The organism is Streptomyces diastatochromogenes (assembly GCF_002242805.1).
In the GTDB taxonomy this organism is placed as follows: Bacteria; Actinomycetota; Actinomycetes; order Streptomycetales; family Streptomycetaceae; genus Streptomyces; species Streptomyces diastatochromogenes.
The window spans coordinates 208,056-220,717 of sequence record NZ_MCGQ01000016.1; the positions used below are offsets into that span (position 1 = coordinate 208,056).

The following is a 12,662-nucleotide window of genomic DNA, read 5'->3' on the forward strand; positions in this document are numbered from 1 at the left end:
GAGTTCGGTTGTGAGGTTCACGCGAACGGGTAGTGCCCGCGCGCCGGCTCAGTGGCCGGCGGCGCGCAGCTCCCGTACCAGGCGGGTCGTCACCGGCACCGGTACGCCGTGCCGGTCCGCCGCGCGCAGCAACGCCCCGCCGATGGCGTCGAGTTCGAGCGGGCGGCCCGCCTCGGCGTCGCGTTGCATGGAGGACTTGGCGGCGGGCGGGAAGGCGTCGTACCGGGCCAGGGCCTGGGCCGGGTCCGTGGGGGCGCCGCAGGCGCGGCTGACCGCGGTGGTCTCGGTGACCAGGGCCTCCAGCTCCTCGCGGTGGCGGGTGCGGATCTCGCCGAGGGGGAGGCCGTAGCGGGTGGTGAGCAGGGCGAAGGGGGCCAGGAAGGACATCTTCGACCAGAGGGCCGTCGTCTCGTCCTCCAGTACGCGCGTGGTCACGCCCGCGGTGGAGAGGACGGCGGCCAGGGCTTCGAGGCGGGGGCGGGGGGTCGTGTCCCCCGTCAGGTCCATCTCGACGAAGCCGCTGCCGTGTTCGATCATGCCGGGGGCCAGGCGGGTCGACTCCACGCGGATCACCGCGGGGGCCACGTGGTCGGGGCGGTAGCGGGTGCGCAGGGCCGCGGGGTGTTCGACGCCGTTCAGGAGCGGTACGACGAGGGCGTCGCCGAGGGCGGCGGGCGGGACGCGGGTGAGGGCGGCGTCCAGAGAGGTGTGCTTGACGGCGATCAGGCAGGCGTCCACCGGCTCGCGCAGCTCGGTGTCCGCCTCGACGGGGGCCGTGAAGTCGCCGAACTGGCGGCTGCGGACCTGGATGCCGGTACCGCGCAGGGTCTCGGCGGTGGCTTCCCGGGCCAGGCAGATGACGCGGTGGCCGGAGCGGGACAGGAGGGCGGCGAGGAGGCCGCCGGTACCGCCCGGGCCCAGGATCGCCACGGTGTGCTTCGTCATGAGGATGTTCCTCTCGTCGGTCGGCCCCGGGGTTCGGTGGCCGCCTTCGCCGCGATCTTCGCAGGGGCGCGATCCGTGCGTGAGACTGGGGGCATGTGCCGGAGTATCAAGACGCTGCGTCCGCCCGTACTGCCCGGTGAGGCCACCGAGGACGACATCCACGCCGCCGCGCTGCAGTACGTGCGCAAGGTCTCGGGGTTCCGGGCGCCCGCCGCCCACAACCGCGAGGCGTTCGAACGGGCCGTACAGGCCGTGGCGGAGGCCACGGCGGAGCTGCTGGGAGATCTGGAGGTGCGGGGGCAGTCCGTGCGAGGGGCGGCGGGGTAGGGGCTCGCGCGTTTCGACGACCTTGCGTCTCCCCCCGGGGGAGACCCGAAGGTGGGGGCATGGACGACGGCACCCTTTACTCGATCGGTGAGCTGGCCCGGCGTACCGGGCTGACGGTCAAGACGATCCGGCTCTACTCCGATCGCGGCCTGGTGCCGCCGGCCGACCGCACGCCCGCCGGTTACCGCCGCTACGGCCCGGACGCCGTCGCCCGTCTCGCCCTCGTACGGACCCTGCGCGAGCTGGGGCTCGGCCTCGACACGATCCGCCGTGTCCTGGACCGGGACCTCCCGCTCGGCCGGGTCGCCGCGGAGCACGCCGCTGCCCTGGACGCGCAGATCGGCATCCTGCGGCTGCGGCGGGCGGTGCTGGTCGCGGCGGCCGGGCGCGAGGCCACCTTCGAGGAGATGGAACGCATGCATCAGCTCGCCACCCTGTCCGAGGCCGAACGCCGACGCCTGATCGACGACTTCCTCGGCACCGTCTTCGGCGGCCCGGCGGATCGTACGGGCCCTGCCGCGGCCGCCCAGCGGTCGCTGACCCCCGAGCTGCCGGAGCGGCCCACGGAGGAGCAGGTCACGGCGTGGGTGGAGCTGGCGGAACTGTCCCTGGACCCGGACTTCCGGGCCCGGATGCGGGGGCTGGTCGAGGAGCATGCGAGCGCGCGGCCCGACGGCGCCGCCGTGCCGCCGCGGCCGCACGCCGTCGCCGTCACCCGTGATGTCGTGGCGGCGGCCGTGTCCTCGGGGGTCGATCCGGGGTCGCCGCAGGCCCGGCCCGTCGTCGCACGGCTCACCGCGGCCTGCGCGGTCGCCGTCGGCCGGCCCGACGACACCGAGCTGCGCGCCTGGCTGGTGCGTCACCTGGCCACGGCGAACGATCCCCGCCGGGACCGGTACGCCCGACTCCTCGCCCTGATCAACGGCTGGCCCGCACCGGATCCGCTGACTCCCGTGCTTGACTGGGCAGTTGAGGCGCTGAGCACCACGGGAACGGCCCGGTGACAGGGCCGTCGAGCGACCGAAGGGACCGCATGCCCACGGCACGGCTGGAAGTGGCCGCCACCCCCACGGGCCCCGCTCTCCTGCTCAGGCCGTGGCGCCCGGGAGACGCGGCCGCGCTGGTCGAGGCGTACCGCGACGGCGCCCTGCGCCGCTGGGCCAGCGGGGTGGTGGAGGACGAGGCGGGCGCGGCCCGGTGGATCGGGGAGCAGGCGCGCGGGTGGGAGGAGCGGCGCCGGTTCGCCTTCGCCGTCGTGGAGTCCGGTCCCGGGCCGGAACGGGTGCTGGGGCACGCGGTCCTGAAGTTCGCCGAGGCCCCGGGCGACTCCGCCGGGGTCGGCTACTGGACGGCGGCCCCCGCGCGCGGCCGGGGAGTGGCACCGCGCGCGCTGGACGCGTTGAGCGACTGGGCCTTCGCGGCCTTCGGCGGTGACGGGCTGACCCGCCTCGAACTGCTCCACCAGGCCGACAACGTGGCCTCGTGCCGGGTCGCGCGGAAGTGCGGCTACGAGTTGACCCGGCTGTTGCCGGCGGCGCCGCCCGCCTACCCCCTCGACGGGCATGTGCATGTGCGGGAGTACGGCCGGTCGCGCGAGGCCGTCGCGCCCTGAGTGTGCGCCCATGACCGTAATGACGGACAACTCGGGCCCGGAAAAGGGGTCCTGAACCGGACGGGCCCAGGGGTCTCCCCGCCCGGCGAGTTCCGGACAGGCATGATGAGGCGGACCGTCCGCTTCCTGTGGGCGGTCTGCTGCCATGCGCCCCACACGCCCGGGAGTCACGCCGTTGTCTGCACCGATCCAGGAATCCCCCACGGTCTCCGTCGCCCTGGTCGGGGCCGGACCCCGTGGAACCAGCGTCCTGGAGCGCCTCTGCGCCTCCGCACCGGAACTCCTTCCGCCGGGCGTCCGGCTGGCAGTCCACGTGATCGATCCGGCGCCGCCCGGCCCGGGCCGGGTCTGGCGGACCGCGCAGTCGGCCGAGCTGCTGATGAACACCGTGGCGAGCCAGGTGACGCTGTTCACCGACGCCAGCGTGGACTGCTCGGGCCCGATCCGCCCGGGCCCCAGCCTGCACGAGTGGGCGGACGGCGAGCTGGGCCCGGACGAGTACCCCACCCGCGCCCACTACGGCCGCTATCTGGAGTGGGTGTTCGCGCGGACCGTCCGTACCGCCCCGCGCGCGGTGCGCGTCGAGACCCATCGGGCCCGTGCCGTACGCCTGGACGACGGCCCCGACGGCGGCCAGGTGCTCACCCTCGACGACGGCCGGGTGCTGTCCGGCCTGGCCGCGGTGGTGCTGGCCCAGGGACACCTGCCGGCGGCCGCGGACGAGGAGCAGCAGCGCGCGGCGGGATACGCCGAGCGGCACGGCCTGCGCCACCTGCCCCCCGCCAATCCGGCCGACGTCGACCTCACCCCGCTCGCGCCCGGTGAACCGGTGCTGCTGCGCGGCCTGGGCCTCAACTTCTTCGACCACATGGCCCTGTTGACCACCGGCCGGGGCGGCCGCTTCGTCCGCGGTGCCGACGGCGTCCTGCGCTACCGACCCTCCGGACGGGAGCCGCGCCTGTACGCGGGTTCGCGGCGCGGGGTGCCGTACCAGGCGCGCGGTGACAACGCCAAGGGCCCGTACGGCCGTCACCTCCCACTGGTGCTCACCCCCGAGGTGATCGCGGGCTTCCGCAAGCGCGCCGACTCCGGTGAGGCGCCCGACTTCCTCGCGGAGATATGGCCGTTGGTCGCGAAGGAGGTGGAGACGGTCTACTACGGCGCGCTCACCGGCAGGCCCGACTTCGCCGACCGCTTCCTCGCCGTGCCGCACGGCGATCCCCGCGAGGCCGCGCTGCTGACGGAGTTCGGCGTCGGTGCCGAGGACCGCTGGAGCTGGGAGCGGATCTCCCGGCCGTACGGGGAGCGGGAGTTCGCGGATGCCGGGCAGTGGCGGGCGTGGCTGCTGGCGTATCTGCGGGAGGACGCGGCGCAGGCCGCCCTGGGCAACGTGCGCGGTCCGCTGAAGGCCGCGCTGGACGTGCTGCGCGACCTGCGCAACGAGATACGCCTGGTGGTGGACCACGGCGGCCTGGCCGGCGACTCCCGGCGTGCGCACCTGGACCGCTGGTACACCCCGCTCAACGCGTTCCTGTCCATCGGCCCGCCCCGGCGCCGGATCGAGGAACTGGCGGCGCTGGTCGAGGCGGGCGTGGTCGATGTGCTGGGTCCGGGTCTCAAGGTGCGGGCCGAGCAGGGGGCGTGGGTGGCGTACTCGCCGGACGTGCCGGGGACGGCGGTGCGTGTGACCACCCTCATAGAGGCGCGTCTTCCGGAACCCGATCTGCGGCGGACGGCGGACGAATTGCTCGCGGGACTGCTGGCGAGCGGCGGCTGCCGGCCGCACACGGTGGACGGTTACGAAACCGGAGGGCTGGATGTAACACAGCGGCCCTATCGTCTGATAGATCGTCAAGAACACGTCCACACAAGGCGGTTCGCGTTCGGTGTGCCGACCGAGGGTGTGCACTGGGTGACCGCCGCGGGCGCCCGTCCAGGAGTGGATTCGGTCACACTTTCGGACGCCGACGCGGTGGCGCGAGCCGTCCTACGTGCGGCTGTGGCCGATGCGGAACCGCAAGCGGAAGCGGAACCATGGCCAAATGTTGAACTTGCAAGCATCGATTAGGTCCGCCTAACCTGGGTCCCTCATTCGGTACCGCCGCCCCCACGACCGGCCCGGCATCGCTTTGTCCGGCAACGCCGGACGGCCTGGCCCACCGACACCGAAGAGGAGCAACCCCCCATGTCCGCACGCCTCAACTCCGCTCAGCCGTACGTCATCGGCTTCTTCCGCATCGTCATCGGCCTGCTGTTCGCCGTGCACGGCGCCGCCTCGCTCTTCGGCGTCCTCGGCGGCGCCGCCGGCACCAACGGCGGCACGATCCCGTCCGGCACCTGGCCCGGCTGGTACGCGGCCGTGATCCAGCTGGTCGCCGGCGGCCTGGTCCTGCTCGGCCTCGGCACCCGCGGCGCCGCGCTGATCGCCTCCGGCTCGATGGCGTACGCGTACTTCGACGTCCACCAGCAGGCCGCCCTGTGGCCCATCCAGAACGGCGGCGAGCTGTCGGCCCTGTTCAGCTGGACGTTCCTCCTGCTGGTCTTCACCGGCTCCGGCGCCTTCGGCCTGGACCGGCTCCTCACCCGGCGTACGGCGGCGACCCAGCAGCCGGCCGCGGAGCAGGCCCCGATAGCGGCCTGACCGCCCCCGCCCGCCAACGGCGCCCTTTCCTGCTGCGCGGGGAGGGGCGCCGTCGCGCATGAGCGGGTGCGTGAACAGGCCGTGCACGAGTACCTGTGTGAACACGCTGTGTCGATCACACGTGCCCCCCGCGAACCTCCTGTCACACCCCCCGCGTACGCTGTATGGCTGTCATCGGGGGAACAACGGGGGAGTTGTCGTGTGGGAGAGCGTGGGGTCACTGGCCACCGGCCCATGGATCTACGTCATGGTGGCCCTGTCGGTACTGCTCGACGTGTTCGTGCCGGTGCTGCCGAGCGGAGTGCTCGTCATCACGGCGGCCACGGCAGCGGCGGCGGGTTCGGGCGCGGCGGCGACCGGAGCGGCGCCGGACATCCTCGCCCTGATCCTCTCCGCCGCGACCGCCTCGGTCCTCGGCGATCTGGTGGCCTACCGGCTGGCCTGGCGCGGCGGTGAGCGCCTGGACCGCGCGATCGCCCGGTCCCGCCGCCTGACCGCCGCGCAGGAACGTCTCGGCGAGGCCCTGTCCCGCGGCGGCGGCGCCCTGGTCGTCCTGGCCCGCTTCGCCCCCGCCGGCCGCTCCATCGTCTCGTTCTGCGCCGGCGCCGCCCATCGCCGCGCCCGCGACTTCGTCCCCTGGTCCGCCCTGGCCGGCCTGTCCTGGGCCGCCTACAGCGTCGCCCTCGGCTACTACGGCGCCCGCTGGCTCGGCGCCACCTGGCTGGCCACGGGCGTGTCGGTGGCGGCGCTGTTCGGGGCGGGGGCCGCGGCGGGCTTCCTGGTCAGGCGGCGGCCGGCGTAGCCGCCCGGACAGCGGACCGCCCTCCACGACGGTCCGCCCGCGGGCGGTGGTCGAGGAGGGCGGAGAGGCGGCGGCGCTCAGCGGCTCACGAGGTGGGCGGCGAATCAGTAGCGCGCCCGGTGGGCGGCGATCAGCAGCTCGCCAGGTAGTTCGTCAGCGCGGTCTTCTCCGCGGAGTCGACCGAGAGGTCGTAGTAGTACTTCACCTGGACCCAGGCGCGGACGTAGGTGCAGCGGTAGGACGTGACCGAGGGCATCCAGGTGGCCGGGTCCTGGTCGCCCTTGGCCTGGTTCACGTTGTCGGTGACGGCGATGAGCTGCGGGCGGGTCAGGTCGTTGGCGAAGGCCTGGCGCTCGGAGGTGGTCCACTGGCTGGCGCCGGAGTCCCAGGCCTCGGCGAGCGGGACGAGGTGGTCGATGTCCAGGTCGGAGGCGGCGGTCCAGGTGGCGCCGTCGTACGGGGAGTACCAGGAGCCGCTGGTGGCCGCGCAGGAGGAGTCGGTGACGACGTTCGAGCCGTCCCGCTTGAGGACCGTCTCGCGGGTGTTGCAGCTGCCGCTGATGGTGATCCAGTGCGGGAAGAGGGAGCGGCTGTAGCCGGTGCGGTCCTCGGTGGCCACGGTCAGCTGGGAGAGGTAGCTGCGGGCGGTGGCGGCGCTGACCGGGGTCGGGAGGGCGGCGGAGGCGCTCGGGGAGTTGAACAGGGCGGCAGAGGCTATGAGTCCGGTAAGGACGGCGAGTATGCTCAGCCGTCGACGCGCGTAGAACTTCGGCATGCGAACTCCCTGGTGGGGTGGGGGTGTTGGGCGCGAGCGAGGGAATGCTCGCGGTGCCGTGTTGCCGGAAGGTGAGCGCTCGGTAAGAAACTAGTGACGTGTTCATGACACGACAAGCTCCAGGGCGGAACTTTCGCGTCGCGTACCATGGGATGCGCAGAAGGGGAGTAGCTCTTCGCCGGACCGTCGACATACTGCTCAGCCAGCCTGAGCCGGCGCCCGGAGGCGGGTCCTTCCAGGACCGCCCAGCGAGACCTTCGGCAAGCAGTGCACGCCCGTGCCCCACGGCACGGGCGCCGAGTGTGCTGCCATGCCGAGGTGTCTCATGTGAGGTTCAGCACTCTCGGTGGGGCAGCCCCCCGACCGATTGAGGAATCTTGATCAGCATCACCGTGACGGCGCTCGTCTTCGGCGTCATCTTCCTTGCCGAACTGCCGGACAAGACCGCGCTCGCCGGCCTCGTCCTCGGTACCCGCTACCGCGCCTCGTACGTCTTCGCGGGCGTCGCCGCCGCCTTCCTCCTGCACGTCGTGCTCGCCGTCGCGGCCGGCAGTGTGCTGACCCTGCTGCCCCAGCAGATCGTGCACGCGCTCACCGGTGTCCTCTTCCTGGGTGGTGCCGCGGTGCTGCTGATGAAGAAGGACGAGGACGAGGAGGAGATCCGCAAGCCGGCCGACCAGTCCTTCTGGAAGGTCGCGGGCACGGGCTTCATGCTCATCCTCGTCGCCGAGTTCGGTGACCTCACGCAGATCATGACCGCGAACCTCGCGGCCCGTTACGACGACCCGATCTCCGTCGGTCTGGGTGCGGTGCTCGGTCTGTGGGCGGTGGCCGGTCTCGGCATCGTCGGCGGAAAGGCACTGATGAAGCGGGTGCCGCTGCGGCTGATCACGCAGATCGCGGCGCTGCTGATGCTGGGGCTGGGCGCGTGGAGCCTGTATGAGGCCGTGGCGGGCTGACCTTAACGGTCGGTGAACCCTTGCCGGAGGCGGTGGCGGGATCGGGGCGGGTTTTGTACCGTGGAGGAACAAAGTGGCTCCCGCCCGTTTTCCCTGACCGGCGGGCGGGGCCGCCTTGTCCCGTTCTCCCCTTTTGGAGCTGCCGATGCCGGCCACCGTCCTCACCGCCCGCGCCCTCCTGCTCGACATGGACGGCACCCTCGTCAACTCGGACGCCGTGGTCGAGCGCATCTGGCGGCGCTGGGCCGAGCGGCACGGGCTGGACGGCGACGAGGTGATGAAGGTCGTCCATGGGCGGCAGGGGCATGCGTCGATGGCGGTGCTGCTGCCTGAGCGGCCGGTGGAGCAGAACCTTGCCGACAATGCGCGGATGCTCGCGGAGGAGACCGCCGATGTGGAAGGGGTGGTCGAGGTTCCGGGGGCGGCCGTCTTTCTCGCCTCGCTGCAGGGGCTTCCGCATGCGCTGGTGACCTCCGCGGACGTTGCGCTGTCCACGGCGCGGATGGCCGCCGCCGGGCTGCCGCTGCCCGAGGTGCGGATCACGGCGGAGTCGGTCGGGGCGAGCAAGCCTGATCCCGAGGGGTTTCTGAAGGGGGCCGCCGAGCTGGGGATCGATCCGGGGGACTGTGTGGTCTTCGAGGACTCCGGGGCCGGTATCGCGGCTGGGCGGGCTGCTGGGATGCGGGTGGTGGGGGTGGGGCCGCGGGCCGGCTCCCATGGGCCCGATGTCGTCGTGCAGGACCTCACGCAGGTGCGGGTCGAGGCCGTGGGGGACGGGGCCATCCGGCTGCACGTGGGCTGATGGGCAGGCCCACTTCCCAGCCCACCGCGTCGGGTGGGTGGGCATAGGCCGGGGGTCCAGGGGGCGGAGCCCCCTGGGACTGTGGGTCAGGGCTCGGTCGTCTCCGACTCCAGGCTCTTCCGGGTGGCCGCGCCGTACACGCCGAGGGGGTCGTCGGTGATGCCTCGGGCCCACTGGTAGTTGCTCACCGCGTCCTCCACGGGGCGGGTGAAGACGCCGCTCACCTGGTCGCCGTAGAGGTTCAACTGCTTGAGGCGGAGCTGGAGTTCGGTTACCTCCGGGCCCTTGTCGCCGCGTTGCAGCACGGGTGCCGAGGCGGTGGGCGCCGCGTTCGGGGTGCGGGCGAGCGTCGCCGAGGGGGTGGGGGAGGCGGAGGAGCGGGACGGGCTGGGGGATGCCGTGGGGGTCGGGGAAGCGGACGTGACGGTGGGGGTCGGGCTCGGGTCGGTCGAGGGTGAAGCGGGCGGCGCGGCGGGGTGAGGTGAAGCGGGGGGTGCGGGGGCCGACGAGGTGGCCGCAGGCGGCGACACCGGGACGCTCGGTCGTACCTCCTGGGCCGCCGCCCGGTCCCGGGCCGGCGGGTGGTACGCGAACAGGCCGCTCGCCATGCCGGCCGCCGCCACCACCGCGACCCCCGCACCCGCGACGGACAGCAGGACCGTACGGCGGGAACGGCGATGCCGGGGTTTCGGACTCGCCTCGGGCTCGTGCGGTGGCTCCGGCTCGAAGAGACGCAGGTCGGCGGTGTGCGCGCCGGGTACCGGGCGGAGCGGCAGGGTGGCCTCGACGGCCGGTAGCGAGTGGGTCTCCGCCGCCGCACCCTCGTCGGAGACGCCCGCGCCCGCGACCTCCACGTACGGGCGGATGCGCAGCGGGTCGAAATCCTCCGCCGCTGCCGCCTGTGCCGTACGCGCCTCGCGCAGGGCGTCCGACGCCCGCTGGGTGCAGTCGCAGGACGGGGTGTTGTCCGCCCCCCTCGGCGCCCCGCACTCCGGGCAGGTGTGTCCCGTCGGTTCCGTCACGCGTTCGTCCCCTCCCCTTGGGAACTCCCGAGTTTATGCAGACCTCCTCCACATCCGCCGAACCGGAACACGCGGCAAACCGGCCATACAGGGACCTCAACAGGCCATAAACGGCCACACCGCCGAGGATGGTAGGAGTACCCGAGCCCCGGGAGGTCTCCATGACCCTGGACACGCACGGCACGGAGAAGGAGGCGAAGGCCGCCGAGCAGGTTCCCGGCAACGTCTTTGTGTCGATCGGTGCGCTCCTGCTGGGGCTGCTGCTCGCCGCGCTCGACCAGACCATCGTGTCGACCGCGCTGCCCACCATCGTCAGCGACCTGGGCGGGCTGGAACATCTGTCGTGGGTGGTCACCGCCTATCTGCTCGCCTCGACCGCCGCCACCCCGCTGTGGGGCAAACTCGGCGACCAGTACGGGCGGAAGCGGCTGTTCCAGACCGCGATCGTCATTTTCCTGATCGGCTCCGCGCTGTGTGGGATGGCGCAGAACATGGGCGAGTTGATCGGCTTCCGGGCGCTGCAGGGGCTCGGCGGCGGCGGGCTGATCGTGCTGTCGATGGCGATCGTGGGCGACATCGTGCCGCCCCGGGAACGCGGGCGCTACCAGGGGCTGTTCGGTGCCGTGTTCGGCGCCACCAGTGTGCTCGGGCCGCTGCTCGGTGGGGTGTTCACCGAGCACCTGAGCTGGCGCTGGGTGTTCTACGTCAACCTGCCCGTCGGCGTCGTCGCCCTCGCCGTGATCGCCACCGCGCTGCGCATCCCGCGCCGGGCCGCCCACCACGTCATCGACTACCTCGGCACCTTCCTGATCGCCGCGGTCGCCACCTGTCTGGTGCTCGTCGCGTCGCTGGGCGGTACGACGTGGGCCTGGGGCTCGGCGCAGATCATCGGGCTCGCCGTGCTGGGCGTCGTCCTCGCCGTCGCGTTCGTCGCAGTGGAGCGCAGGGCCGCCGAACCCGTCCTGCCGCTCAAGCTCTTCCGTATCCGCACCTTCACCCTCGCCGCCGTCATCAGCTTCATCGTCGGCTTCGCCATGTTCGGCGCGATGACCTATCTGCCGACCTTCCTCCAGGTCGTGCACGGGATCTCGCCGACCCTGTCCGGTGTGCACATGCTGCCGATGGTGATCGGCCTGCTGCTGTCCTCGACCGCCTCCGGGCAGATCGTCAGCCGCACCGGACGCTGGAAGGTCTTCCCGGTCACGGGCACCGCCGTCACCGCCATCGGCCTGCTCCTGCTGCACCGGCTGGACGAGAACAGCTCGACCGCCGTGATGAGCGTCTACTTCTTCGTGTTCGGCCTGGGCCTCGGCCTGGTCATGCAGGTCCTCATCCTCATCGTGCAGAACGCGGTCTCGTACGAGGACCTGGGCGTCGCCACCTCCGGCGCCACCTTCTTCCGCTCCATCGGCGCCTCCTTCGGCGTGGCCATCTTCGGCACCGTCTTCGCGAGCGGCCTCGGCGACAAGCTCACCGACGCCTTCCGGGGCGTGCGCCTGCCGCCCGGTGTCTCGGCCGACACGCTCAAGTCGGACCCGCGCGGCATCGCCGCCCTGCCGCCCGCGCTGCGCCCGGCGGCCCTGCACGCCTACGCGTCCTCCATCACCGACGTCTTCCTGTACGCCGCCCCGGTCGCCCTCCTCGGCTTCGTGCTGGCGTGGTTCCTGAAGGAGGACCGGCTGCGCGGCTCGGTCACCGCGCCGGACGTCTCCGAGACCATCCCGCCCAACCCGGTCGAACGCTCCTCCTACGACGAGTGCTGCCGCGCGCTGTCCGTGCTCGGCACCCGCGAGGGACGCCGCGAGATCTACCGGAAGATCACCGAGCGGGCCGGGTACGACCTGCTGCCCGCCGCCAGCTGGATGCTGCTGCGCATCCGCAGGTACGGCTCGGTGGAGCCGGGGCAGCTCGCCGAGCGCACCGACGTCCCGCTGCAGGTCGTCCTCACCGCCGAACGCCAGCTGGAGGAGCGGCGCCTGGTCGACCGCCGGGGCCTGGACGTGACGCTCACCGAGTCCGGCCGCGAGGTCGCCGAACGGCTCCACAAGGCCCGCGAGGAGTCCCTGGCCGAGCTGCTCGGCGACTGGTGGCAGCCGGGCCGGTCCCCCGAACTGGACGGGCTGGTGAAGGAACTCACCGGCGAACTGTGCGGCTCGGAGCGCGAGCGACCGCGCGACGGGGCGGCGATCAGGCCCAGTTGACGGCCTCGGGGGCCGACAGGTCCTTGCGGAACCAGTGTTCGGCGTACTGGTCGTCGTTGTGGGGCCCGGTCTCCGTGTAGCCGAGGCGGGCGTACAGGGCGCGGGCCTCCACCAGGTCGCCGCGGGTGTCGAGGATCAGATGCCGGGCACCCAGGGCGCGGGCGGCCTCCTCGGCGGCGGCGACCAGGAGCGCCGCCCCGCCCCGGCCGCGCTGCCCCTCGTACACGAACACCCGGGTGAGTTCGGCCGTGTCCGCGTCGAGCAGCCGTACGCCCGCCGAGCCGGCCGGCTCACCGTCGTACCGGGCGATCAGCAACTGCCCGGTGGGCGGCGAGAGTTCGGAACCGGTCCGGGCCGCGATCTCGCGCTCCAGCTCGTCCGGGTCGGTGCGGCGCCCCTCGTGGAGGAGGTACCAGCGGTCGCTGACCTCCGTGTAGTACGCCCGCCAGAGCGCGGCGGCGGCCGGGGAGTCGTACGGTTCCGGGGTGATCGTCCAGGTCATGCGGGCCATTCTCAGACGCCGTCGCGGACCCTTCGCAAGTGAATATGGGTGACATCCGGGGAGTCCAGCAGCGG

Annotated in this window: 13 protein-coding genes; 9 read left to right on the forward strand and 4 right to left on the reverse strand. The window is 72.7% G+C overall.

Annotated elements, in window-relative coordinates; translation table 11 throughout:
• Positions 1–48: 48 nt before the first annotated feature.
• Entirely contained in the window at positions 49–945 is an 897-nt protein-coding gene (locus BEK98_RS20405; protein WP_094218024.1) for a ketopantoate reductase family protein, read from the reverse strand.
• A 93-nt stretch (positions 946–1,038) separates the two neighbouring features.
• Here BEK98_RS20405 and BEK98_RS20410 point away from each other — a divergent pair, with 93 nt between their 5' ends.
• From BEK98_RS20410 to BEK98_RS20435, 6 genes are all read left to right on the forward strand, one after another.
• Positions 1,039–1,272, forward strand: coding sequence for a DUF2277 domain-containing protein (locus BEK98_RS20410; protein WP_094218025.1), 234 nt, complete (start codon positions 1,039–1,041; stop codon positions 1,270–1,272).
• 59 nt (positions 1,273–1,331) lie between these two features.
• Positions 1,332–2,276, forward strand: coding sequence for a MerR family transcriptional regulator (locus tag BEK98_RS20415; RefSeq protein ID WP_094218026.1), 945 nt, complete (start codon positions 1,332–1,334; stop codon positions 2,274–2,276).
• A 29-nt stretch (positions 2,277–2,305) separates the two neighbouring features.
• The gene (locus tag BEK98_RS20420) at positions 2,306–2,884 is read left to right on the forward strand and encodes a GNAT family N-acetyltransferase (protein WP_094218027.1); all 579 of its coding nucleotides are present in this window, start codon (positions 2,306–2,308) and stop codon (positions 2,882–2,884) included.
• A gap of 145 nt (positions 2,885–3,029) precedes the next feature.
• The gene (locus BEK98_RS20425) at positions 3,030–4,952 is read left to right on the forward strand and encodes an FAD/NAD(P)-binding protein (protein WP_094218028.1); all 1,923 of its coding nucleotides are present in this window, start codon (positions 3,030–3,032) and stop codon (positions 4,950–4,952) included.
• 117 nt (positions 4,953–5,069) lie between these two features.
• Positions 5,070–5,525, forward strand: coding sequence for a DoxX family protein (locus BEK98_RS20430; protein WP_094218029.1), 456 nt, complete (start codon positions 5,070–5,072; stop codon positions 5,523–5,525).
• Between the two features lie 199 nt (positions 5,526–5,724).
• On the forward strand, positions 5,725–6,327 hold the full coding sequence (locus BEK98_RS20435) for a DedA family protein (protein WP_167444213.1): 603 nt from the start codon (positions 5,725–5,727) through the stop codon (positions 6,325–6,327).
• 130 nt (positions 6,328–6,457) lie between these two features.
• Here BEK98_RS20435 and BEK98_RS20440 read toward each other — a convergent pair whose 3' ends face one another.
• Entirely contained in the window at positions 6,458–7,102 is a 645-nt protein-coding gene (locus BEK98_RS20440; protein WP_094218031.1) for an HNH endonuclease family protein, read from the reverse strand.
• Positions 7,103–7,479: 377 nt separating this feature from the next.
• Between BEK98_RS20440 and BEK98_RS20445 the strand changes: the two genes are divergently transcribed.
• On the forward strand, positions 7,480–8,061 hold the full coding sequence (locus BEK98_RS20445; protein ID WP_094218032.1) for a TMEM165/GDT1 family protein: 582 nt from the start codon (positions 7,480–7,482) through the stop codon (positions 8,059–8,061).
• A 145-nt stretch (positions 8,062–8,206) separates the two neighbouring features.
• Positions 8,207–8,863: an HAD-IA family hydrolase gene (locus tag BEK98_RS20450; RefSeq protein WP_094218033.1), complete on the forward strand. Its 657-nt coding sequence runs from the start codon at positions 8,207–8,209 to the stop codon at positions 8,861–8,863.
• Between the two features lie 86 nt (positions 8,864–8,949).
• Here the strand turns inward: BEK98_RS20450 and BEK98_RS20455 are convergent, their stop codons facing one another.
• Entirely contained in the window at positions 8,950–9,885 is a 936-nt protein-coding gene (locus tag BEK98_RS20455) for a peptidoglycan-binding domain-containing protein (protein ID WP_094218034.1), read from the reverse strand.
• A gap of 161 nt (positions 9,886–10,046) precedes the next feature.
• On the opposite strand from BEK98_RS20455, the gene BEK98_RS20460 reads away from it, so the two are divergent.
• Positions 10,047–12,086 (forward strand): MDR family MFS transporter, encoded by a 2,040-nt coding sequence (locus BEK98_RS20460; protein WP_094218035.1) that lies wholly within the window; start codon positions 10,047–10,049, stop codon positions 12,084–12,086.
• Here the strand turns inward: BEK98_RS20460 and BEK98_RS20465 are convergent.
• Positions 12,073–12,597 (reverse strand): GNAT family N-acetyltransferase, encoded by a 525-nt coding sequence (locus tag BEK98_RS20465; protein WP_094218036.1) that lies wholly within the window; start codon positions 12,595–12,597, stop codon positions 12,073–12,075. The two genes, BEK98_RS20460 and BEK98_RS20465, sit on opposite strands and share 14 nt — an antisense overlap.
• Positions 12,598–12,662: the final 65 nt, after the last annotated feature.

Coding starts and splice junctions, on each gene's coding strand:
- BEK98_RS20465 (WP_094218036.1), bottom strand. CDS start 12,597: ATGGCCCGCATGACCTGGACGATCACCCCGGAACCGTACGACTCCCCG.
- BEK98_RS20405 (WP_094218024.1), bottom strand. CDS start 945: ATGACGAAGCACACCGTGGCGATCCTGGGCCCGGGCGGTACCGGCGGC.
- BEK98_RS20440 (WP_094218031.1), bottom strand. CDS start 7,102: ATGCCGAAGTTCTACGCGCGTCGACGGCTGAGCATACTCGCCGTCCTT.
- BEK98_RS20460 (WP_094218035.1), top strand. CDS start 10,047: ATGACCCTGGACACGCACGGCACGGAGAAGGAGGCGAAGGCCGCCGAG.
- BEK98_RS20450 (WP_094218033.1), top strand. CDS start 8,207: ATGCCGGCCACCGTCCTCACCGCCCGCGCCCTCCTGCTCGACATGGAC.
- BEK98_RS20425 (WP_094218028.1), top strand. CDS start 3,030: ATGCGCCCCACACGCCCGGGAGTCACGCCGTTGTCTGCACCGATCCAG.
- BEK98_RS20430 (WP_094218029.1), top strand. CDS start 5,070: ATGTCCGCACGCCTCAACTCCGCTCAGCCGTACGTCATCGGCTTCTTC.
- BEK98_RS20415 (WP_094218026.1), top strand. CDS start 1,332: ATGGACGACGGCACCCTTTACTCGATCGGTGAGCTGGCCCGGCGTACC.
- BEK98_RS20420 (WP_094218027.1), top strand. CDS start 2,306: ATGCCCACGGCACGGCTGGAAGTGGCCGCCACCCCCACGGGCCCCGCT.
- BEK98_RS20410 (WP_094218025.1), top strand. CDS start 1,039: ATGTGCCGGAGTATCAAGACGCTGCGTCCGCCCGTACTGCCCGGTGAG.